19 protein-coding genes, 1 tRNA gene and 1 pseudogene are annotated in these 21,346 nt (G+C 56.4%); 12 read left to right on the top strand and 9 right to left on the bottom strand.

The window, feature by feature from the left end; genetic code table 11:
* Nucleotides 1–37: 37 nt before the first annotated feature.
* Nucleotides 38–175, bottom strand: a pseudogene (locus ACR0EK_RS06515) (IS6 family transposase); the annotation flags it as partial.
* Here ACR0EK_RS06515 and ACR0EK_RS06510 point away from each other — a divergent pair.
* The 3 genes from ACR0EK_RS06510 to ACR0EK_RS06500 all read left to right on the top strand — a co-directional run bounded on the left by ACR0EK_RS06510 (nt 120) and on the right by ACR0EK_RS06500 (nt 3,175).
* A complete protein-coding gene (locus tag ACR0EK_RS06510) occupies nt 120–998 on the top strand; it encodes an ATPase, T2SS/T4P/T4SS family (RefSeq protein WP_480967672.1) in 879 nt (292 codons plus the stop codon). The pseudogene ACR0EK_RS06515 and the gene ACR0EK_RS06510 overlap by 56 nt on opposite strands.
* 162 nt (nt 999–1,160) lie before the next feature.
* Entirely contained in the window at nt 1,161–1,931 is a 771-nt protein-coding gene (locus ACR0EK_RS06505; RefSeq protein WP_480967671.1) for a type IV secretory system conjugative DNA transfer family protein, read from the top strand.
* Nucleotides 1,932–2,018: 87 nt separating this feature from the next.
* Nucleotides 2,019–3,175 (top strand): IS3 family transposase gene (locus ACR0EK_RS06500; RefSeq protein WP_480967670.1). Its coding sequence is split into 2 segments (ribosomal slippage): nt 2,019–2,268 and nt 2,268–3,175, totalling 1,158 coding nucleotides; the frame shifts between segments, so codons are not numbered across the junction.
* A 166-nt stretch (nt 3,176–3,341) separates the two neighbouring features.
* Here the strand turns inward: ACR0EK_RS06500 and ACR0EK_RS06495 are convergent.
* The 7 genes from ACR0EK_RS06495 to ACR0EK_RS06465 all read right to left on the bottom strand — a co-directional run bounded on the left by ACR0EK_RS06495 (nt 3,342) and on the right by ACR0EK_RS06465 (nt 12,044).
* Nucleotides 3,342–5,246, bottom strand: coding sequence for an ATP-binding protein (locus ACR0EK_RS06495; protein WP_480967669.1), 1,905 nt, complete (start codon nt 5,244–5,246; stop codon nt 3,342–3,344).
* The gene (locus tag ACR0EK_RS06490) at nt 5,239–5,745 is read right to left on the bottom strand and encodes an ABC-three component system middle component 5 (RefSeq protein ID WP_480967668.1); all 507 of its coding nucleotides are present in this window, start codon (nt 5,743–5,745) and stop codon (nt 5,239–5,241) included. Before ACR0EK_RS06490 ends, ACR0EK_RS06495 begins: the two co-directional genes overlap by 8 nt.
* A complete protein-coding gene (locus ACR0EK_RS06485; protein WP_480967667.1) occupies nt 5,742–6,938 on the bottom strand; it encodes an ABC-three component system protein in 1,197 nt (398 codons plus the stop codon). The genes ACR0EK_RS06490 and ACR0EK_RS06485 overlap by 4 nt, the downstream gene beginning before the upstream one ends.
* Nucleotides 6,939–7,214: 276 nt before the next feature.
* Nucleotides 7,215–8,600 carry an IS1182 family transposase gene (locus ACR0EK_RS06480; protein WP_480898938.1) on the bottom strand — a complete coding sequence of 462 codons (1,386 nt, stop codon included), beginning with the start codon at nt 8,598–8,600 and terminating at the stop codon, nt 7,215–7,217.
* Between the two features lie 157 nt (nt 8,601–8,757).
* On the bottom strand, nt 8,758–10,236 hold the full coding sequence (terL, locus tag ACR0EK_RS06475) for a phage terminase large subunit (protein ID WP_480898941.1): 1,479 nt from the start codon (nt 10,234–10,236) through the stop codon (nt 8,758–8,760).
* Nucleotides 10,223–10,657 (bottom strand): DUF5681 domain-containing protein, encoded by a 435-nt coding sequence (locus ACR0EK_RS06470; protein WP_480898944.1) that lies wholly within the window; start codon nt 10,655–10,657, stop codon nt 10,223–10,225. The genes terL and ACR0EK_RS06470 overlap by 14 nt, the downstream gene beginning before the upstream one ends.
* The gene (locus ACR0EK_RS06465; RefSeq protein ID WP_480604333.1) at nt 10,650–12,044 is read right to left on the bottom strand and encodes a site-specific DNA-methyltransferase; all 1,395 of its coding nucleotides are present in this window, start codon (nt 12,042–12,044) and stop codon (nt 10,650–10,652) included. Before ACR0EK_RS06465 ends, ACR0EK_RS06470 begins: the two co-directional genes overlap by 8 nt.
* A 399-nt stretch (nt 12,045–12,443) precedes the next feature.
* Between ACR0EK_RS06465 and ACR0EK_RS06460 the strand changes: the two genes are divergently transcribed.
* From ACR0EK_RS06460 to ACR0EK_RS06450, 3 genes are read left to right on the top strand one after another with little or no spacing between them, the layout of a single operon-like run.
* Entirely contained in the window at nt 12,444–12,737 is a 294-nt protein-coding gene (locus tag ACR0EK_RS06460; protein WP_480967681.1) for a DUF3489 domain-containing protein, read from the top strand.
* Nucleotides 12,734–13,150, top strand: a complete 417-nt coding sequence (locus ACR0EK_RS06455) for a DUF2924 domain-containing protein (protein ID WP_480898946.1) — start codon at nt 12,734–12,736, stop codon at nt 13,148–13,150. Before ACR0EK_RS06460 ends, ACR0EK_RS06455 begins: the two co-directional genes overlap by 4 nt.
* The gene (locus ACR0EK_RS06450) at nt 13,147–14,850 is read left to right on the top strand and encodes a recombinase family protein (RefSeq protein WP_480898959.1); all 1,704 of its coding nucleotides are present in this window, start codon (nt 13,147–13,149) and stop codon (nt 14,848–14,850) included. Before ACR0EK_RS06455 ends, ACR0EK_RS06450 begins: the two co-directional genes overlap by 4 nt.
* 351 nt (nt 14,851–15,201) lie before the next feature.
* Here the strand turns inward: ACR0EK_RS06450 and ACR0EK_RS06445 are convergent.
* A tRNA-Ser gene (locus ACR0EK_RS06445) sits at nt 15,202–15,291 on the bottom strand.
* A gap of 202 nt (nt 15,292–15,493) precedes the next feature.
* Between ACR0EK_RS06445 and ACR0EK_RS06440 the strand changes: the two genes are divergently transcribed.
* From ACR0EK_RS06440 to ACR0EK_RS06415, 6 genes are read left to right on the top strand one after another with little or no spacing between them, the layout of a single operon-like run.
* Complete coding sequence (locus ACR0EK_RS06440; protein WP_480481761.1) at nt 15,494–16,777, top strand: SPOR domain-containing protein; 1,284 nt, start codon at nt 15,494–15,496, stop codon at nt 16,775–16,777.
* A 16-nt stretch (nt 16,778–16,793) separates the two neighbouring features.
* Nucleotides 16,794–17,960: a D-alanyl-D-alanine carboxypeptidase family protein gene (locus tag ACR0EK_RS06435; RefSeq protein ID WP_480486176.1), complete on the top strand. Its 1,167-nt coding sequence runs from the start codon at nt 16,794–16,796 to the stop codon at nt 17,958–17,960.
* Nucleotides 17,957–18,583 (top strand): dTMP kinase, encoded by a 627-nt coding sequence (tmk, locus tag ACR0EK_RS06430; protein WP_480486178.1) that lies wholly within the window; start codon nt 17,957–17,959, stop codon nt 18,581–18,583. The genes ACR0EK_RS06435 and tmk overlap by 4 nt, the downstream gene beginning before the upstream one ends.
* A gap of 3 nt (nt 18,584–18,586) precedes the next feature.
* A complete protein-coding gene (locus ACR0EK_RS06425) occupies nt 18,587–19,708 on the top strand; it encodes a DNA polymerase III subunit delta' (protein WP_480869859.1) in 1,122 nt (373 codons plus the stop codon).
* Entirely contained in the window at nt 19,705–20,511 is an 807-nt protein-coding gene (locus ACR0EK_RS06420) for a TatD family hydrolase (RefSeq protein WP_480537461.1), read from the top strand. Before ACR0EK_RS06425 ends, ACR0EK_RS06420 begins: the two co-directional genes overlap by 4 nt.
* Nucleotides 20,508–21,326 (top strand): MBL fold metallo-hydrolase, encoded by an 819-nt coding sequence (locus tag ACR0EK_RS06415; RefSeq protein WP_480773252.1) that lies wholly within the window; start codon nt 20,508–20,510, stop codon nt 21,324–21,326. The genes ACR0EK_RS06420 and ACR0EK_RS06415 overlap by 4 nt, the downstream gene beginning before the upstream one ends.
* The last annotated feature ends 20 nt before the right edge of the window (nt 21,327–21,346 follow it).

The following is a 21,346-nucleotide window of genomic DNA, read 5'->3' as shown; positions in this document are numbered from 1 at the left end:
TTGAGCTTACCGAATTGTCTTGGCGATCAGAACGAAGTTAGGCTGCCAGTTCAGCGAATTGTTTAAACGGACAGAGTCCGGGCGCGAATTGGCCCTTTCGGATCATGTGCGACATCTCGATGCCAGCAAGTGTTGCTGCAGCTGAGGCAAAGCTCTTGAAACCGAGCATCGGGCGCTGCGTGGCCGGTTTCAGCGACGTGACATTCGGAGAAAAGAAACCCATTGCGACGGCCAACGTGCCGACACAGCAGGGTAAAGCGCGGGTGCAGGTCGTGATTCCGCCTGCAACAACCGGCGTGGGGTCCGTGGCGATCCGCCTGCTCCGCGTGAAAACCGTCGATCTGGGCGCGTTCAGCTTCGCCAGCAGAGAGGCGGCGTTGGCAGAAAGCAACGATCACAGCGCGCTTGAGAATGCACGGCAGGCTCTCGCAGCAGGCACAATGAGCTTTGACGAGCTGGCCAACCTTGCGATGCTTAGCAAATGGAACGTGATCATTGCCGGGGGCACGTCGTCCGGCAAAACCACTGTTCTCAATGCAATGTTGAAGCGCGTCGATCCAGGCGAACGGATCGTGACGATTGAAGAAGTGGCCGAGCTGGACATCGAGCAACCCAATTCTGTTGATCTGCTTGCCGACCGTTCAGAAGAAGATGGCCCTCGATCACCAACAAAGCTGCTTGAATCGGCGCTGCGTTTGCGGCCCGACAGGCTCATCTGCGGTGAAATCCGGGGCGATGACGCAAATATGTTCCTGGAACTGGTGAACACCGGCCACGATGGATCTGTGTGCACCATGCACGCCAACTCACCCGTTGATGCCATTGGACGGATGAGCAAAATGGTGCGGCGCGGATCTCCAACCGTCCAAAAGTCAGAGGTGGTCGATGACATCCGAGCGACCATTCACATGATCCTTCACATGAAGAAAATCGGGGACGAACGGAAGGTCAACGGAGTGATCTTCCCACCCCTGTTGGCCGCTGATCAACTTATCTGAAGGAGTACAAAGATGAAGAAATTCGAGTATCGAGACGTGCCTTTTCGGAACGCGACGACGCCGGCGAGAAATTCGCAAAGCTGGGCAGAGAAGGTTGGGAATTGGTCGGTGTCGCCCGCGCTGAATTTGGCATCGTGTGCTTTTTCAAGCGTGAGCTGACGGATGGCTGAGTTTCAAGATCTACCAAAAGGCAAGAAGGTAGCGATAGCCGGTACTATGGGCTTTATCGCTACCTCGACTTGCGCGGTATTGGTGGTCGGTCTGGCTCTCGAATACATCAACACCAGGGGCTTTCGCGGGCTGGACATCTGGGCGATCCCAGAGAAGTTCATGGCACAGCCTGCAGAGACGCAGCAGATCATGGGTCTGGTGGCGGTGGTCGCGGTGGGACTTTTGACCTTTGCATTCGTGGCGGCTGCACTGCGAGGCCCCTCAACGAAATACGGTGATGCAACCTTTGCAAAGGCCCCTCAACTCGTCCAGGAGGGCTATGCTTCGATGCTGAAGCTCAAAGACCAACTGGATAGTGAAATCGTGTTTGCCAAATTTGGTCAGCCTAAAGAGAAAAGCGCGATCTACTATAAGCCCGGCCCCGGTGTCCAAAAGCCACACGCGATGTTCATTGCCCCGTCAGGTTCGGGTAAAACCAGCGGCTTTGTGATCCCCAATATTCTGCGGTTCAACGGCTCCTGTGTTGTTCTGGACATCAAGGGCGAGATCTTCCAGACAACCGGCGCACGGCGGGCGGCCATGGGTGATGAGGTCTTTGTGTTCGACCCTGAGAACCCGGAAAAAAGCCACAGCTATAACCCGCTGAGGCGCGCAGCTCGCGCAGACAATCTGGATCGGCGATGGGAAGAAGTGATTCAGGTTGCAACCCAGATGTTCGACACGCCCAGCTCGTCCGCACAGGGCTTTATGGGTGGTGTCTGAGCCTCCCCAACTGATCTGGTTGACCTGCCCCCCGAAATCTCCCTCACCGTGATGTAGAGTCTGCCCAACCTTTGAAGGAGCAGACGAATGCGAAAGAGCCGTTTCACCGAGGCCCAAATCATCGGGATGATCAAGGAACAGGAAGCCGGGATGCCGACTGCGGAGGTGTGCCGCAAGCACGGCCTCAGCCAGGGCACGTTCTACAAGTGCAAATCGAAATACGGCGGCATGGAGGTGTCGGATGTCGCCAAGCTGAGGGCGATGGAAGACGAGAACACGAGGCTCAAGCGCCTTCTGGCGGACACGATGCTGGACAATGCTGTTTTGAAGGACTTGCTGGGAAAGAGCTGACGACGCCAACCGAACGGCGGGATGCAGCGCTGAGGGCGATGCGGGATCACGACATCTCGCAACGCCGAGCGTGCAGGCTCGTTGGTGTCGATCCCAAAACCGTTAGGCGTGAACGCCCGCCCGACAATCCTGAGATACGCAAGGCGATGAAGGCCGTCGCGGCCAAGCGGCGCAGGTTCGGCTATCGGCGGATCGGCGTGATGCTGGAGCGCAAGGGGATGATCATGAACCACAAGAAGCTCTATCGGCTGTACACTGAGGAGAAGCTGGGCGTCAGGCGACGACGGGGCCGGAAACGGGCGCGGGGATCGCGGACGCCTATGCCAGAGGCTCTGCGGCCAGGTGAGCGCTGGTCGCTGGACTTCCTGTCCGACACGTTCGGGGTGTCGCGCCGGTTCCGCATCCTGGCCGTGAACGATGATTGCTGCCGCGAGAACCTCTGCCTGATGGCCGACACCAGCATCTCAGGGGCTCGGGCTGCGCGGGAACTCGATGCCCTGGTCCGGCTCTATGGCAAGCCGTCCAGCATCGTCAGCGATAACGGCACCGAGTTCACCAGCCGGGCGATCCTGAAATGGGCAAACGACAACGGCGTGGACTGGCACTACATCGATCCGGGCAAGCCGCAGCAAAATGCCTTCATTGAGTCGTTCAACGGCAGCCTGCGTGACGAGCTTTTGAACGAGGAGTTGTTCGACAGCCTCGAGGACGCAAGGCGAAAGCTGGCGCTATGGCGATACGACTACAACAACGTCAGGCCGCACTCATCGCTTGCGAACATGACGCCCGCAGAAGCGCGCCGGACGCTTGAGCAAAATGAGGGCTCCGCGCCCGACGCGCTTGCCCAGCCCGAAGCCGAAGACTATGAAATCCAGACCCGCAGACTCTCGTGATGAATGAGGGAGCATCGGGGAGCAGGTCAAAGGCGTTCAAGCGCCGCGCCGGCGTCGTGGGGAAGCCGTCAATTGCTAATCGAGTTAACTTGCGGCAATAGTTCTGGAAAGTCGTCTAAGACCCTGATCCTTGAAGTGGCCTTGCCAAAGACAACTTCAACGCCGCTCAATCGAAATTAAGCGTCTTTTTGTCCTCAGTATAGTGGGGGCCAATTACATAGTCTTCTAACTCAAGTTCCGGGTTCATCATTGAAGTCGTGAATATGACCTGGTTGGGCACTGGGGTTTCCGTTGTGAGCTTTACAATGAGCTCCTGAAATCGGTGGCTCCGTGATGGCGTCATACCCTTGTCTTCAATGTTGTCAAAAAGTGCGAACCTAGGGTGGAAGAAGTCTTTGTCTGTACATGCCGCAAGGTGAAGACCAAGTATGGCTGAGTTCTTAAGGAAGACGTTGCTGCTCTCAGAGAAATTTGCCAAACCGTCCAGCAAGATCGCATCATCTTCAAAACTTAGATCGACATGATCTGCGACTTTAAACTCTTCCTGTGCACCACTGTCATCCATTCTAAGAATGGCTGCAGATTTAGAAGATACGAGGCGCAAAGCACTGCCTCGACGCCTTGCCGCTGCTTTCTGCAACGCCGTTCTTTGATCTTTCGCGCGAGTAATATCTGCATTCAAGCGTTCTTTTTCTGCTGAAAGTTCGTCTAGCTCCGTCGCTCGCTGAATGCTGCGCCGTAGCTGTTCGAGCTCTTTATCGATCCGGCCAATCGCACTGTACCGTTCTGCCAAGAACGCTTCGCGGGGAGAATTACTCATTTCGAACTTCAACGCGAATTCCGCGGTAAGCTGCTCATAATCTCGTTGCAGTCTACTGTAGTGCCGCTTCGCGTCGCTAAAGCCTTGAAGCTCCTGCGCCAAAAGTTGGCGCGATTCTTTGATCTGAAGCTCAATATCGACTCGGATGTAGTTGTAGCGGCTAGCCGATTCCTCCTGATCAATCTCTTGTCCGCACAAATGGCAGGTGTCGTCATCCACTTCGCTCGGAAGGGTTTGTAGGCATGATGGACAATGAGAAAATTCTATACTGCCAAGCACCTGTGCGGTGCGCTCCGCACTTTCAAGTATCGAGAGTGATTGGTTGAGGTGATCGATGAACCTATTCAACTCCATCTGTTCAAGCTTGCTGCTCTCCACTTTGCGCGAAGTGGTCGTCAAGTTCTGGCGGAGTTTTTGTAGTCTTGCTACGGCCTGTTTTCTGTCTTTGAGAAAGCTCGCATTCTGGTCGCTGCTCACCGCATCATCAACACTTTCGATTTCTGCAGTAAGCTCGCGCTTCTTTTTCTCCAGCCCGTCTATCTCGCTCTGGATCGCCGCTACGGTAACTCCAATCTGATCGGGGAAGGAGTTCAGCAACGCAGTCCATTTGCTATCAACCGCAGCAAACTCGGTCTCAAGTTCTCGAATTAGAAGCTCAACTTCAAACAGGTCAAAGCTTCGAATGCCACAGACGAGGTCTCCTACTGCGGTTCTGATCGTAGCTTTGTCAAAACTTTCAAAGCGAAACAATCGCGGCGCGGGAGTGCGTTGATCGGAATATAACAAGCGCAGAAGTTGGTGGCTTGTGATGTTTGAAGCACCATCGCTCTGAGCTTCGGGCAAAAGCATTGAGCGGAAAAGAACTTCCGTGAAACTCAAATTGCTTTGTCCGCGATAGATCGGGTACTTCTCCCAACCTTCAATACCGTGCTCACCGCCAGCTTCAATGTCTCCAAAGTACACCCAGACCGGAGGGCGTCCTTCGATCTTTTCTCGCCTTAATGACAACTTTCCACGGGGTGTCGATATCTGTGCTTGAACTTCTTCTACACGTGCTGTCGCAGGCTTCCATTCCTTAAACTCACCACCAAGGATAAAGAAAATGAAGTCAGCAATGGTAGATTTGCCAACACTATTATCTCCTCGAATAATATTGACCCCGGCATGAAACTTTTGGTCGTAAACGGGCTTACCGCGCGCCATTATGCGAAGCCTGTCCAACCTCAAAAAACTATGATCGAAGTCAGTCATAGTAACGCAGCCCTGTTCTACTTCTAAGGTCAGATTTTGACGCAAATTCGTCTGTCACCATTAGACTGGCTATAAAATCCAGAGCGATGGTTTCCGCCTCTCCTTCGTATACATTTGACAAATCGCTCGCGGTTTGTTGGCCAAATTCTGTCAACGCAACAACGCCAGCATCATAGCTTTCCTTACTCAAGACTTTCTTTGCGACGAGAGAAAGGAGCGCGCGTTTTTGAATGGGAGTCATCGAGTGAAAAAGCAAAGTTGCAGGGGGAAAAACAACAAATTCATCCTTCTTCTTCGGAAGGCCGAGTTCACCATATCTCTTGCGATAGGTATTTGTCATTTTGATGTCACCGATCAAAGCTGGTGTCGCAACAAAATAGTCAAACACAAACAACCGTTCGACGGAGAGCGCGTCGCCTTGCCAGCGATCAAGAATTCTAACGAACCTTCTTGCCGCTGATGCAACATCCAATTGAGGGTACCAAAGTCGGGACTTCATTGTTCGGCATCCCAACGTATATGGCACTGCTCTGTGAGGAAATAGATAGCACTTTGGATGTTGGTCGCACCAAAAGTCGTAACCCCTATCTTTTTGTTGGCAAGGGGCTCGATAACCTTCTCTTGAACCGCATTATCGATTTCCTCTTCTGTCGCCCCTTTGCATACCAATGGGAAATAAACCTGCGCCTGAAAGCGTTGCTCAACTTCACTCAAGAGGAGATCGTAGTCGGCGCGCGTGCCTGGCTGCAAACCAAGACTCATATACTTGCGCGCAAAACCATTCTGACGGCTGTTCGCATAAGTGTATCTATTTTCGCGGTCCGCGGCGTTCATTTTTTCCCACAAGTCTCGGCGGTCATACTCCGCTTTGTCAGAATAACCTTCCGCAGCGATCTGGGTATCGTGATCGCTGAGCTCCGGTGTGTTCGATGCGAGTTTCTTGGCCTGTTCGATGTGCCTATTCACGCTGGTGTAAATGGCGCTTTCCTTGGATTGAGGTTTACAAATGTTGATGTGATCAGCCTCAATCGGAATTGGATCAGTGCCGCTGATCCCTGGATTAGCGCAGTTCATGGGAACCACCTGAACGACACCAGAAAGCTTCTGCGACTCATAATATGCAACGTTCTTTAAGTGCTCGTTGCTCGCCACATACTTACCGTAGGCCTCGCGGATGTTCTCAAGGACAGTGGTCTCGCCCGACAACGCAGTTATGTGAGACGAAGACCAGCCAGGGAGTTCTTTCTTAACAACGCTCGGTAACGGGGGAGCTGAATGCGGTGTTGCCAAAAACATTACGCGCAACGTCCGAGCAGCAAGAGCGGCGGCTTGCTCATCGCTAGAGCCATGGCAATGGTTCAGCAACAGTTTTGTGATGATTCCGCCAAGACTGTGCGCGACAAAGATGACGGGTCTTTTGCAAACGCCGTTCCCACACAAAAATTCTGTTGCCAGTTTGGCGAGCTCAAAGATATCGAGTTCCTTTTTGATCCATTTCTTGAGCTTGCTGGCAGGGTAACCAAATGTGCACACACGGATGTCAGGGTGATCTTCTGCCATCCAGTCTGGCCAGTAGCCTTGCTTCGAAGTCCAAGTCTTTTCCGGGTCTCCGGTCAGCCCGTGAACGAATATCACGTCGAGCAGTGCTTGTTCCGGGTTATAGACTATCTTGAACGAAACTTCTTCTGGCACTGGAAAATCTATCTCGAATATTTTCCTCACTCTCGCACAACATATAGTAGAGTGCCAACCCTCCAACTGCCCTTTTTCGAAGTTCGTTAGCGTGGTTCACGGTAAGCTAGCAGCCAGAACATCAAAGAAATGCGAACAGCAGATGTCAGCTTATTCAAGTACGCCATGTTTATATCGTGTTTGCAGCGAATGTCTGCTTCCCGCCCATTCTGTTGAAAAACAACGGTTGCTGACGCAGAAAGTGGTGCTTTGAACAGAGCGCGAGTGCGTTTCCATTCAGGCTTTGCGCATTTGCTGCGGTGCAGGGAATATCTTGGCCAGTTTGCGGAGGTTTTGGGCTGTGGCGGCGAGGAGAAATTCGTCATTTGCACCGCATGGGCCACGTAATCGGAGCCGTCCCATCCCGAGGATGCGTTTGAGGTGGGCGAAAAGCATCTCGACCTTCTTTCTGAGTTTCATCGAGATCTCGTATTGCTTGGTCTTGGCGATGTCGCGTGCGACCTGACGGGCGTCTTCGTGCTCCTCACGGGTGATCTTGCGAGCTTCGGTGTTTGGACAGCATTTGGCTTTGGATGGACAGATCTGACAGACCTCTTTCAAGGCGCGATAACGTGCAGTGCCCTTGCCAGTCGGCCCCCTGTTCGGGTCTGAGTAGTTACGGCGGAACTGCTTCAGGGCGTGACCTTCTGGACAGACATATTGATCGTTTTCTGCGTCCCACTCAAAGTCGGCGCGGGTCCAGGTGCCATCGTTGCGGCCGGACTTATCGAAGACCGGGATATGTGGTGCGATCTTGCGGTCGACAAGCCAACCCAGGAGCGGCCCGGTGCCATAGGCGGTGTCCGCGATCAGCCGTTCGGGATGCAGATCGAACTTATCCTCTACCCGGTCCAGCATGGTTTTGGTTGATCCGACCTCGGCTTGTCGGATCGAACGGGTCGCCTCGACATCCACGATGACGCCATGGTCGGTGTCGATCAGATAATTGTCAGAATAGCTAAAGAATGCTGGCCCTTTACGCGCTGCCGTCCACTGGCTGGCAGGATCGGAATGGGATGTGAACTTGGGCTGGACTTCGCTGGCGGCACCGAATGCAGCTTCATCTAACGTATCGAGATACTCGCGAACGGCGCGAGGCGCATCTGCCGGGTCGATGTCGGAGACGCACCAATCTTCTTTGGGTGTCGAATTCTGCTTGTTGGCATCCGCCTCGATCAGGCTGGCATCAATTGCCAGGCGCTGGCCGCTGACCAAACCTTCCGCGATGCAACGCGCAACAGTCGTCTCGAACAGATGACGCAGCAGCTCACTCTCACGGAACCGACCATGTCGGTTCTTGGAAAACGTCGAATGATCAGACACGCAGTCAGTCAGATCGAGGCGACAAAACCAACGATAGGCCAGGTTCAAATGCACCTCTTCACAAAGCCGCCGTTCAGATCGGATGCCGAAGCAATATCCCACCAGCAGCATCCGGATCAGCAGCTCAGGATCGACGGATGGCCGACCGGTGTGGCTGTAGAAATCTGCGAGATAGGCGCGGATGCCACCCAGATCGACAAAGCGATCAATCGAGCGCAGCAGGTGGTCTTGGGGAATATGATTCTCAAGAGAAAATTCGTAGAACAACGCCGCCTGCGCTTCCTGCTTCGGTCCCATCATGGCTGGTCCTCCCCCCCCCCACTAAAGGAATTGAATCAGCAGTTCAGCCCTCGATCAAGGAAGAGTTTTTCAACAAAATACGCCGTTCGGACCCAATGACCAAGGTTTCGCTGGGCGGTTCTAGGCCGACTACCGGCCTCGAACTTTGGTTTCTGTTCTACCGCCGTCTGATCCGCTCGCGACGGCGCTCGCGACGTTCGATGTTTATCTGATGATCATGGCCTAGCGCGCGGTAGAATCCCAATCCCTTGGACCAGTTCAGAAAGTGGGCAAAGCTGTCGACCTGATCGTCATTGCGACCGCGTGGAAAGGACTGCAGTTCCCGTTTGAACGCCGCCAGCCAGGGCGCGTCTGCAGGCAGATACACCTTGCCCTCTTCGATAGGACCGCACGCGGACTGGAACCGGGTTTCCTTGTCCTTGTCAGGTCTAATGCGTTCATAGCGCCGACGGTCATCACGAAACAATTCGTCCAAAAGCGGTTTGCCAGAAGCGGCATCCTCGATCAGAACTCGATCCGGATCCCAGCGACTGACAAGCTGCAGTGCCTTGGCTTTCAGGTCTGGGTAGTCCACCTGCCCACGCCAGACGTCGAGAAGGTACCACGCATTTTCTCGGAACCCCCAGGTTGTACAGACCGAGAAGTCGGACCGGGGATCCGCAGACATCCCCGTATCCCAGCTTTGAACGACAAGCTGATACCAGCGGCGATCTTGGATAGTCTTGTAGGTACCAAACCACTCCCAGCGCAGGGGTGACCCGTCGGGAGCAATGGGGTTCTGCTGATACTGGCAATTGAACACGGCTGCGCCCATTTCACGACGCTTGGTATCCAGCGTGTCCTGATCCAAACGGGACGGGCAAAGGAGATCACCCGGTTTGCGGCACATGACCCTTCCACGCCCAAGAGGCACTGTCTCATGGTCTTCGGCGATGGCAGGCAGGTTCAGGTGCCGATAGGTACCGCGGTCCAGCAGATAACCCGGCGGATCCATCTCGTGCAACCGCTGTGCAACCATAACCACACGCCCTTCGGACGGGTTGTCAAAGCGCGACAGCAAGGTCCCCTCAATGAACTCCTGTGCCTTGACCAGTTCAGCTTCGGAGCCCGCATCGCCGGCTTTCAGCAGGTCATCGATGATGATGTAGTCAGCGCCATGTCCAGTCACAGAACTTCCGATGGAGACAGCCTTACGGCTGCCTCCCTTTGTGGTGCGGATTTCTTCTGAGGTGTTGCCCTTTTTAGCCAAGACCGTTTCAGGGAACATTCCCCGGTACCAGCGCGCAGACATGATCCGACGACAATCCTCGGAATGTTTGCGTGCCAGATCCAGCCCGTAGCTGGCAACAATAATCTTGGCGCTGGGGTTATGACCGAGAAGATAAGCGACATAGGCAACGGCCACGGTGACCGATTTCAGGCACCGGGGCGGAATGTTGATAATCAACCGCTTGTTCTCGCCGACGCGAACGTTGTCCAACTCATGGCACATGGCCCGCACATGCCAAGCCGGATCAAAACTGTGGTCAGTTCCTTGGTGCAGCGTGTCAAACACACGCCAAACAAAGGGAAAGAAATTGTCCCGGCAAACCTCGCGCGCGGCTTGCAGGACCATTTTTGGATCAGGAGCCGTCATCTTCCGCCTCCTCATCTTCCGCACCGCCGTCACCGTCCAATTGGCTGGAAAAGAAATCCCGGAGGATGTCGTAGTCGACCTTATCCGGCCCTTCCAAAGCAGCGCTGGCCTGTCCGCTCCCATCATCTGAACCGCCAAACAGATCAGAGTCGACCTTAAGAAGCGCCATCAGCAATTTCGTGTCGCCCTTCAAAGCACCTGCCATGAGCCGCTTTGCAATTGCCTCCGCCTTGGAAATTCGGGTTTCGTGGTTGCCTTCGCGGACTGTGATCTTGGTTTCCAGTTCGCGTTTCAGGCTGGCATTCACGCCTTTGGCAGCTTTCGGTCGTCCTTTCGGATTTCCGGATCGCCCTTTTTGGAACCGGGTTGCTTTGGGCGGCTTGCCGTAGCCGACCTCATACTCTTTCGTATTGTCATACATGACCCACCTCCAGCTCTGAGGTGGCATCAGTTGCCGCAGAATGCGCATCGAACGTCTGGCCTGTTACCGCGTGCACGGCGCTCTCACCGGTCATCTCCTGCCAACGGCGGATAGCGACATCGACATAAGCCGGATCGAGCTCAATCAGCCGCGCCCGGCGCCCAGTTTTCTCAGCTGCCAACAACGTCGCGCCGGATCCGCCAAAGGTATCCAGCACAACATCACCGCGGTGGCTCACATCCATGATGGCATCTGCAACCAAGGCTGTCGGCTTCACCGTGGGATGATCAGCGAGATCCGCTTCACGCCCTGCCCCAAAGCTGTTCACACCGGCATAGTCCCAGACATTGGTCCGGTTGCGCCCGTGTTTTCCCAGTTCGACATTGTTGATATGCGCCGCACCTGGTTTCTTGAAGATCGCGACCAGCTCGTGCTTGGAACGATAAAGGCTGCCCATCCCGCCGTTCGTCTTGTTCCAGACGCAAAGATTGATGAGATCAAAGCCGCCTGCCTTGCCGGCCGCAATCAGTTCTTCAATGTGACGCCAGTCCATGCAGATCATCGCGATGCCTCCGTCCGGCAGGCAGTCAATCAGCCGGTTGTTCACGTCCGAGAGAAAGCTACGGAATTCGCTGGCCGACATTTCTCCTGACGCCATGGCAAACTCGCGATGATCGCCACCGGTGCCACAGCGAACATGCCCATTGACCGCTACATTATAAGGAGGATCTGTGAACACCATCTGCGGGCGTTCGCTCTTTAGCAGAGTGTCGTAGCTCTGGGCTTGCAAGGAATCCCCACAGAAGATGCGATGATCTCCGAGAACCCAAAGGTCGCCCGGCTCCGTGACTACGGGTGCCGCAGGGTTCGGCGTCTCAACAGATTCTGCTTCGGTCTCCGTGGCCTCGCCCGTGCCGTCGATGATAATGTCGATCTCCGGTGTTTCGAACCCGGTGATGTCCAGATCAAAGTCCAGCTCGCCATCAAGGCTGAGATCCATCAGCTCGGCAAATTCAATCTGCAGAGCAGCTTCGTTCCAGTCGGACAACTCCGCCAGCTTGTTATCCGCAATGCGCAGAGCGCGCACTTCCGCGTCTGACAAGTGATCCGCGACAACAGTCGGCACCGACATCAACCCCAGAGCCTTGGCGGCTTCATAGCGGCCGTGACCCGCTATGATTGTGCCCGAACCATCCAACAGGATCGGGGTGACAAAGCCAAACTTGGCCACCGACGCCTTCAGCTTGTCGATGTTCTTGGCCGTATGCACGCGGTTGTTATTGTCGTAGAGCTTGATCTGGCTGATCTGGGATTGAATGACTTTGTCCGCCATCCAGATCGGCGTTTTGGACGCCTTGGCGTCGCTCTGTGTTTTCTTAGTAGGCATTGCCGCCTCCTTTCGTTTGACGCTCGTTAGCGTCGACAAGAAAGGATCGTGTTGGGAATTCGGAGAGAGCACGAATAGCAACTCTCCGGACCAATCGATCCGGTTCGTTGCCCCTTCGAATGCTCTCGGTCTTATCCGCTTCGAAAAATGCGGCGCCGAATGCTGCCTGGGAGATGTATTCACCTCCCCGTGGGACCTTGTCCCTTGCAGGGCTGGCTAGAATCTATGCGCGGGCTTTTGCAATTGCAGCCCCCAAGCAAAAAGTAACCAATTAAGATTGTTGACGAATAATCGGGGGTACAGCAGCAACACCCGACATAACACAGCCCTCTTCGGATTGCCCCAGAAAGAGCTGGACTGTTGCTGCGAACCACGCATCACTGAACCCACGCCCGAGCCATTCGGGCGCTCCTCGGTACGGGGGTTCGGCATTCCGCCAGCCCCAGATCAGAGGAGACAATACATGTCCAAATCCAAACCAACAAAATTGACAAGGTGCAAGCTTTGTTGCGTCGCCCGAACGGTGCCAGCCTTGAGGCGCTCTGCAAAGCAACGGGGTGGCAGCCTCATTCGGTCCGAGCGGCATTGAGTGGGTTACGGAAGAAAGGCGCGACGATTGAACGGCGGACATCCGACAAACAAAATGGATCATCCACGTATCACCTGACGGCGGGAACTGGAGAAACGTCATGACCAAGACGAGCGATGTCGCCGATCTCGCCGCCATGGGTCGATCGGATCTGGTCACGCTCTGGCAGAAACTGTTTGATCAACCAGCCCCCGCCATGCTCAGCCAACCCTTCCTGCGCCGTTTTATCGCCTTTGAGATGCAGTCCCGCTGTCATGGCGGGCTACCCCGGCAGGTCAAAGCCACGCTGGAAAAGGGTTCCGAGAAAAAACCCCGGCCAGCCTGCCCTGCTCTTAAACCCGGCGGGCGCCTGCTGCGCGAGTGGAATGGCGTGACCCATATGGTCGATGTGACAGGGGACGGCTTCACTTGGAACGGTCGGTCCTATCGCTCGCTCTCAGCCATAGCCCGAGAGATTACCGGCGCGCATTGGTCAGGGCCGCGTTTTTTCGGACTCACCCGAAAGACCGCCAAATGAGCCCGCGCCGTAAAATCCGATGCGCGATCTATACGCGCAAGTCCTCAGAAGGTGGACTGGACCAGGACTTTAATTCGCTGGACGCTCAGTATGAGGCCTGCGCGGCCTATGTCGCCAGCCAGCGGCACGAAGGTTGGACCCTTTTGCCAGACCGCTACGATGACGGTGGCCCGTCGGGCGGCACCCTAGAGCGCCCTGCCGTTCAGCGCCTTCTTGAAGAGATAGATGTCGGGCGCATCGACATGGTTGTGGTCTACAAGATCGACCGGCTGACCCGATCGCTCGCCGACTTCTCCAAGCTGGTCGAACGGCTGGAACAAGCGAACTGTTCTTTTGTGTCCGTCACACAAGCATTCAACACCTCCTCATCCATGGGTCGGTTGACCCTGAATGTACTCTTGTCCTTTGCTCAGTTTGAACGGGAAGTCACCGCGGAACGTATTCGCGACAAGATTGCAGCGTCTAAGAAAAAGGGGCTTTGGATGGGCGGCAACCTGCCGCTCGGCTATGACCGCCACCCCGACCCAAAAGCAAGAACGCTGGTCGTGAATGAGGATGAGGCCAGAACGGTCCGGCATCTCTTTGGGCTCTATGATGAGCTGGGTTGCCTGCGCAAAGTAGAAGAGCGGGCAACGGCAGAAGACCTGCGATCAAAACGGGCTGTTCGGGCGGATGGAAGCGTGAAGGGGAATTGCCCGCTGTCACGCGGCCAGATCTATTATCTGCTGCGCAACCCGGTTTACCTCGGAAAAATCCGGCACAAGGATAAGATCTGGGACGGGCAACATCCGGCGATCATCGACCAGGACATCTGGGACCGGGTGCAGGAGAAAATGCGCGAAGCGTCGCAGCGATCCCGTGCAGACCCTTCACCTGATGCGCGCCAACGCACCAATGACCCCGGCGCCTGGCTCACTGGTCTGCTGCAGGACGAAACTGGTGATCGGTTGACGCCAACCCACACCACGCGCAAAGGCCGACGGTTGCGCTATTACGTCTCCAATCGACTGATCTCGGGCGGCAAGGATACCTCCGGCTGGCGACTGCCCGGCCCGGCGCTGGAAAACGCAGTCATTGATGTCATCGCCAGACATCTTCAAGAGGCCGCCGCCGCGCACCAAGTACTGGCGCAGCCCGAGGCTGGGTCAGCCGCGGTGATCCAGACGTCAATTGCCGATTTGGTGACTCGGCTTCAACGCCAAGGCGGTTATGTGGGCGCTGCTCTTCTGGCCAGCGGCGAAATTGCACGAGGACACTTTGAACTCGAGTTAAACCCCAAGACTCTGGCAAGCGCAGTTGGTATTGCTGCGGACCATCTGCACCCGGATCTCACCCACGTCACCGCATCTTTCGATCTGCGCCGCCGCGGCGTCGAGGCCAAGGTCATCGCCGGAGATATGGCACCCCAACCTGATCCCCACCTCCGGTCCATGCTGATCCGCGCCCATGGCTGGGCCCGAGATCTGAAATCCGGAGTTCAACTGATGGAGATTGCACGCCGCGAGAGCGTTCCCTGCGCCTTCATCCGTACCCGTTCCCAGCTCGCGTTTCTCTCACCGAAGATTCAAGCCGCGATTCTCGACGGCACTCAGCCGCCCGAACTCACACTCAAGCGTCTGGTCAGCGTGACCCACCCAGTTGACTGGACCGAACAGGAACGCCAGTTCGGCTTTTTATTGCTTCAAATCCTGCGTCCCTGATATAGGGTTTGCCCTACCTGATCCGGTGGAACAATTCTCTGTTCCCGCGAGGAAGTTCCCTGTTCCACTTTTTAGGGAATTTGCAACATAAACCTCTGAAAAACATACAGTTCCGACAGGTGAAATAACGGAACTCAGACCTGTTTCGCGAAAATTCCCTGTAAATTGCAGGTTATCAGGGAAATCCAGCCCAAAGCGACCCCGCCAAAATGCGGCACTGAGACTGCGGCCGGAATTGCGCTCTGAATGTACAGTCCGCTCCGTCTCTGATTGAAAGCGCACGCGCCAACTCGCGGAAATTGCGACACAATTTCGGGTCAGAAAACACAACTGAAGTGAGACAGGTATGAGTGGCGGGGAGACAGGGATTCGAACCCTGGGGACGCTCTCACGCCCAACGGTTTTCAAGACCGCCGCATTCGACCACTCTGCCACCTCCCCGTCGAAGGCAGGGTCTAAGCGCAAGTTCGGTCAGAGGCAAGTCGAAATCGGGATTTCTTGCCGAAGCCCGCGCAGCGGTCTTTCCATGACTCTTCAGCCGCGTTATGATCCCCGAAATAGACCGAAACAGGCTGGCAAGCAGAACCAGCAGACCGGCAGCGGGGTTCCGAGAACGAGACCCCTTCAGGCAAGGGATAAGCAGATGAAGCGAGCGATCATGACACGCCCGGGACCGAAACGGTTGGCGTATCTGGCGTTGACTTTGACAGTTTTGAGCGGGTGTGAAGACATTCTTCAAGAGGCTGAAAAACCTGAAGAAAACTCAAACAAAACCGAACTCCTTCCCGAGGTAGCCTCGGGCTCGCAGCGTGACGTCGAAGCCCCCGAGGTTTTTCAGGTCACCGAAGCGGGGCTTTGGGATGGCAGGCCCTCGCTGGGCGGGATCTGGGTTGCCTATCCGGAAGTATCCCAGCCCGAGCGTGTCGTAATTACGAACACCGCAAACAACAAGTCTGTAACAGGGGCCCTGTTCCGACGTGAACGCAACCTGCCCGGCCCGGCGCTACAGGTCTCATCTGCGGCTGCGGAACAGCTCGGAATGCTGGCGGGCGCGCCGACAAAGGTCAGTGTGGTCGCTTTGCGCCGTGAAGCTGTAAAGGAATCACCACCCGAGGACGCGCCCAAACCGGAAGACGAGGCGGCAGATACGGCTGCGGTATCGGACACCGCGGCCACCGACGATCCATCCGCGGCAGATACCGAAAAACCGGCCAAGCCGAAATGGTGGCAAAAGAAGGCGCCAGCGGCAGCAGCCGGTTCGGCAGTGGTTGCGGCGGATGCGGCAAGTTCTGCCAACGCAGCGACCGAAGGTACGGACACGACCACAGCTGCGGCATCAGCCACTGAGGACCCAACAGAGCCCGCTGAAGAAAAACCCGCCAAGCGGAAGTGGTGGCAGAAAAAAGAGCCAGCAGCAGCAGCGGCTGCGGGAGCCACCGTGGCTGCGGCGGACGTCGCGACAGACAGTGTTGATGTGGCCGCAGATGTAGCGGTAGCCGCAGCTGCACCGGCGTTGTCGGACGCGCCGGTCGAAGCCCCCGCTGAAAAGCCTGCAAAACGGAAGTGGTGGCAAAAGAAAGACCCCACTGAGATCACCGAAACGCCACTGGATCCCATCGAAGGCGCTGCATCCGCGATTGACGCGACCGAAGCGGTTCCGGCCGCAGCGGCGGCAACAGGCGCTGCGTCTCCGCTGAGCAAACCATTTGTGCAGATCGGCACGTTCAGCGTCGAAGCAAATGCGAATGCCGCCGCCGAGAAAGTGCGCCGGAATGGCATGTCGACTGTTGTGCGGGAACTGAAAACCGAAAACAAAACAGTATGGCGGGTCCTGGTTGGCCCTGCCGCAACCCGGGCCGAACGCAAGGCCATTCAAAAAGATGTAAAGGACCTTGGTTTCAAAGATGCGTTCACCGTGTCCGACTGATACAAGGAGGCATAACATGCTATCCTCATTGCGAACTTCTGTTCTGGCCATTGGGCTTGCCGTTCTGGCAATCCCGGCTCAGGCTTTTGATACATCTGCCCGCGCGGCTTATGTGATCGATCAGACCACCGGTACGGTGCTTTTGGCGAAAGACGCCGATCAGCCCTTGCCTCCTGCATCCATGTCCAAGCTCATGACGCTGTATGTTGCTTTCGAAGCGCTGCGTGACGGAAGACTGACGCTGGACGAAACCCTGCCCGTGTCCGAACACGCGATGAGCTATGGCGGCTCGACCATGTTTCTGAACACGCAGGACCGGGTTCGGGTCGAGGACCTGCTGCGCGGCATCATCGTTCTGTCAGGCAACGACGCCTGCGTGGTCCTGGCCGAGGCGCTAAGCCCTGACGGGACAGAGGCCGGGTTTGCCCGCTATATGACCCAGCGCGCAAAGCAGATCGGTATGAACAACTCGAATTTCGCGAACTCGAACGGTTGGCCTGCCGCCGGACATATGATGTCGGTTCATGATCTTGCGGTTCTGGCCGACAGGCTGATTACCGACTTTCCCGAATACTACCCCCTGTTTTCAGAAGAGGTATTCGAATTCGATGGCCGTGCGCCGTCGAATGCCCGTAACCGCAATCCATTGCTGAAACTGAGCATTGGCGCGGATGGCCTGAAAACCGGCCATACGCAGGAGGCCGGATACGGCCTGGTCGGGTCTGCCAAACAAGGCGATCGCCGTGTCATCTTTGTCCTCAGCGGGCTGGACAGCACCGGTCAACGGGCAGAGGAGGCTGAGGCCGTGGTTAACTGGTCGTTTCGAAATTTTGTCGAGAGGACAGTTGCCAACGCGGAAACGCCGATAGCCGAAGCCAAGCTGTGGATGGGCGAGAAAAAGACTGTTGGTCTTGTACCTGACGGCGATCTGACGGTTCTGTTTCCGGTTCTGGGCACACAAAACGTCAAGGCTGAAGTTGTCTATCAGGGTCCTATCAATGCGCCGGTCAAGAAAGGCCAGCAACTGGCCGAACTTGTCATCAAGCCTGAAGGATTGCCGGAAATTCGACGTCCACTGGTGGCAGCGGAAGACGTTGCAATTGGTGGATTTGTCGTCCGTATGCTGACCGTTGGCGGCATAGTTCTGAAAGACGTGATCAATAACCCACTGGAGTCGATGTGACCAAGGCGGGGTTATTTCTGACTTTCGAAGGCATTGACGGATCAGGCAAGTCAACTCAGGCGCGGATGCTGGCGGATCAACTGCGGGCGCAGGGTCATGAGGTCGTTTTGACGCGTGAACCGGGCGGCTCACCCGGCGCGGAGGAAATCCGCAGCCTGGTATTGGAAGGTGATCCCGACCGCTGGTCGGCCGAAACGGAAATCCTGCTTTTCACGGCCGCCCGCCGCGACCATCTGGAACGTACGATCGAACCCGCACTTGCCGCAGGGCAAGTGGTGATCTGCGACCGCTTTGCCGACAGCACACGTATGTATCAGGGCCTGTCGCGGGGCGATCTGCGCGGCCTTGTTGATCAGCTGCACAGCCTGATGATCAAGCGCGAGCCGAACTTGACGCTGCTGATCGACATGGACCCCGATACCGGCCTGTCCCGCGCCAAAGGGCGGCAAGGCGCGGAAGAACGGTTCGAAGATTTCGGCCCGGACCTACAAAGGAAAATGCGGGCTGGCTTTCTGGCACTGGCCCATGAGTTTTCCGACCGTTTCCGCGTGGTGGACGGTAACCGGGACATGGACAGCGTTGCGCAGGATGTGACAGAAATCGTCCAGGCTGCTTTGCGATAGACGATGAATGACGAAATCCCCTCTCCGGATCAGGTGCCCGGTGCGCCGCATCCCCGCGAGACTGTCCGGCTTTTTGGTCAGGATGCGGCGGAACAGGCGTTTCTGACCGCCTACAACTCGGACCGGCTGCACCACGGCTGGTTGCTGACCGGGCCGCGTGGCGTCGGCAAGGCAACGTTGGCCTGGCGGATTGCGCGGTTCTTGCTGGCTACACCTTTGGCAAACGACGGTGGGCTGTTTGGCGCGCCGCCACCGCCAGAGACGCTCGACATTGATCGCGACCACCCGGTGTCACGTCGCATTCTGGCCGGGGCCGAGCCGGGATTGGCCGCGATAGCCCGGTCGCTGAATGATCAGGGGCGGCTGCGCAACGAAATCGTTGTGGACGACATCCGAAAGCTGGGAAAGTTCTTTGGCCTGTCCTCTGCCGATGGTGGGCGCCGGGTCGTAATCGTGGATTCGGCGGATGAGATGAATGTCAGCGCCGCCAATGCTTTGCTGAAGATGCTGGAAGAGCCTCCGGCGCGTACAACTCTTTTGCTGGTATCGCACCAACCCTCGCGCTTGTTGCCGACCATCCGCTCTCGGTGCCGGACCTTGCGTCTTGGGCCCCTGAGTGCCGGGGATATGCAGGACGCGCTGTCGCAAACCGGGACGTCCTTACCGACGCATCCCGAATATCTCGCCGCATTGGCCGCTGGCTCGGTCGGGGACGCCGTTCGCCTGATCAATCTGGGCGGGCTTGAAATCTATGCCGAACTGATTGCCATTCTGGGCACCCTGCCCCGCCTGGACCGGCAGCGCGCGCTGGCCCTGGCCGAGGCTGCGGCACAACGTGGCGCGGCCGAGCGCTTTGATCTGCTGCTGACACTGATCGATATCGCCTTGTCTCGGCTGGCCCTGACTGGGGCAACCGGAGCACCGCCGACCTCTGAGGCCGCCCCGAACGAAGCTGAAACGCTGGCCAGACTGTCAGATTCTTCGGATCAGGCCCGTCGCTGGGCCGAAGTCGCAGCGACAATCACAGCCCGCACGCGACATGGTCAGGCGGTGAACCTTGACCCTGCCGCTCTGGTCCTAGATACGGTGTTCAAGATACAGGAAACCGCCGGCCAGGTCAGATGAGCGACACCCCCCAGATCACCGACAGTCACTGCCATCTGGACTTCCCGGATTTTGACGGTCAGTTGGACGACATCATCTCGCGCGCGGCCGAGGCTGGCGTGACCCGGATGGTGACGATTTGCACCAAACTGCGCAATGAACCCGCAGTCCGTGCAATTGCCGAAGCCCATGCACCGGTATTCTACGCCGCAGGCACCCATCCGATGAGCGCCGCTGACGAGCCTATGGTCTCGGTCGATGAATTGGTTGCGCTGGCACAACATCCCAAATTTGTGGGCATCGGTGAATCAGGTCTGGATTACCACTATACCGCCGACAGCGCTGAGCTTCAGAAGCAATCCCTGCGCATTCATATCGAAGCAGCCCAGCGCACAGGGTTGCCTTTGATCATTCATGCCCGCGCGGCAGACGACGATATGGCCCAAATTCTGGCCGAAGAGTATCGCAATGCGCCCTATTCCTGCGTGATGCACTGTTTCTCGTCCTCGGCCGAGTTGGCCAAAGCCGCGCTGAATCTTGGGTTTTATCTGTCCATGTCCGGCATTGCGGCCTTTCCCAAAAGCCAGGAGTTGCGCGACATTTTCGCAAGCGCGCCGGTGGATCGCATTCTGGTGGAAACCGATGCGCCCTATCTTGCGCCGCCCCCTTATCGTGGCAAGCGAAACGAACCGGCCTATACCGCACATACAGCCCGAAAAGGGGCTGAAGTGTTCGGTCTGGAGTATCCGGCTTTTGCCGCCCAAACTCAGGCGAACTTTGACCGGCTGTTCAGCAAGGCGGCAACGAACAGGGCCGCTGCATGACCGAATTGCGATTTACCATTCTGGGCTGCGGATCGTCAGGCGGCGTACCCCGGTTGGGTGGCCACTGGGGTGCTTGCGATCCTGCTAACCCCAAGAACATTCGCCGGCGCTGTTCCCTGCTTGTCGAGCGTAACGGCCCCGGCGGCACAACCTCAGTGTTGATTGATACGACCCCGGACATGCGCAGCCAGTTGCTGGACACGGGCACCGGGCGGCTTGATGGTGTAGTCTATACACACTCTCACGCGGATCATGTCCATGGAATCGACGACCTGCGCATGATCGTGTTCAACATGAAAACCCGTGTACCGGTCTGGGCTGATGGTGATACCCAGAACGCCCTGCTGGGGCGGTTTGGATACGCCTTCATTCAACCCGAAGGGTCACCTTATCCTCCGATCCTCGACCTCAAGTCCATCGACGGACCGTTCGAAATTGATGGACCCGGCGGGCCCATTCCGTTTCGTCCATTCAAGGTCAATCACGGCTCGATAGATTCTCTAGGTTTTCGCATGGGACGGCTCGCCTATTTGCCGGATGTTGCCGAAATATACGACGACGCATGGCCTGAAATGGAAGGGTTGGAATATCTTATAATCGACGCCCTGCGCCGAAGCCCTCATCCCACACATGCACATCTGGAAAAAACGCTTGAGTGGATTGAGAAGCTGCAACCAAAACAGGCGATTCTAACCAACATGCATATCGATCTGGATTATATGACCCTCGATGCAGAAACTCCGGACAATATCACCCCCGCCTATGACGGGATGGTGATACATCACGCGTTTCAGGCCCCTGTTCCTTTTGCATAAGATATCGCAACCTGGCCGTT

This window comes from Ruegeria sp. AE4 (assembly GCF_056542185.1).
Note: the sequence above shows the minus strand (reverse complement) of the source record. Positions and strands in the feature narration are given on the sequence as shown.

Coding starts and splice junctions, on each gene's coding strand:
- ACR0EK_RS06510 (WP_480967672.1), top strand. CDS start 120: ATGCCAGCAAGTGTTGCTGCAGCTGAGGCAAAGCTCTTGAAACCGAGC.
- ACR0EK_RS06505 (WP_480967671.1), top strand. CDS start 1,161: ATGGCTGAGTTTCAAGATCTACCAAAAGGCAAGAAGGTAGCGATAGCC.
- ACR0EK_RS06495 (WP_480967669.1), bottom strand. CDS start 5,246: ATGACTGACTTCGATCATAGTTTTTTGAGGTTGGACAGGCTTCGCATA.
- ACR0EK_RS06490 (WP_480967668.1), bottom strand. CDS start 5,745: ATGAAGTCCCGACTTTGGTACCCTCAATTGGATGTTGCATCAGCGGCA.
- ACR0EK_RS06480 (WP_480898938.1), bottom strand. CDS start 8,600: ATGATGGGACCGAAGCAGGAAGCGCAGGCGGCGTTGTTCTACGAATTT.
- terL (WP_480898941.1), bottom strand. CDS start 10,236: ATGACGGCTCCTGATCCAAAAATGGTCCTGCAAGCCGCGCGCGAGGTT.
- ACR0EK_RS06470 (WP_480898944.1), bottom strand. CDS start 10,657: ATGTATGACAATACGAAAGAGTATGAGGTCGGCTACGGCAAGCCGCCC.
- ACR0EK_RS06465 (WP_480604333.1), bottom strand. CDS start 12,044: ATGCCTACTAAGAAAACACAGAGCGACGCCAAGGCGTCCAAAACGCCG.
- ACR0EK_RS06455 (WP_480898946.1), top strand. CDS start 12,734: ATGACCAAGACGAGCGATGTCGCCGATCTCGCCGCCATGGGTCGATCG.
- ACR0EK_RS06450 (WP_480898959.1), top strand. CDS start 13,147: ATGAGCCCGCGCCGTAAAATCCGATGCGCGATCTATACGCGCAAGTCC.
- ACR0EK_RS06440 (WP_480481761.1), top strand. CDS start 15,494: ATGAAGCGAGCGATCATGACACGCCCGGGACCGAAACGGTTGGCGTAT.
- ACR0EK_RS06435 (WP_480486176.1), top strand. CDS start 16,794: ATGCTATCCTCATTGCGAACTTCTGTTCTGGCCATTGGGCTTGCCGTT.
- ACR0EK_RS06425 (WP_480869859.1), top strand. CDS start 18,587: ATGAATGACGAAATCCCCTCTCCGGATCAGGTGCCCGGTGCGCCGCAT.
- ACR0EK_RS06420 (WP_480537461.1), top strand. CDS start 19,705: ATGAGCGACACCCCCCAGATCACCGACAGTCACTGCCATCTGGACTTC.
- ACR0EK_RS06415 (WP_480773252.1), top strand. CDS start 20,508: ATGACCGAATTGCGATTTACCATTCTGGGCTGCGGATCGTCAGGCGGC.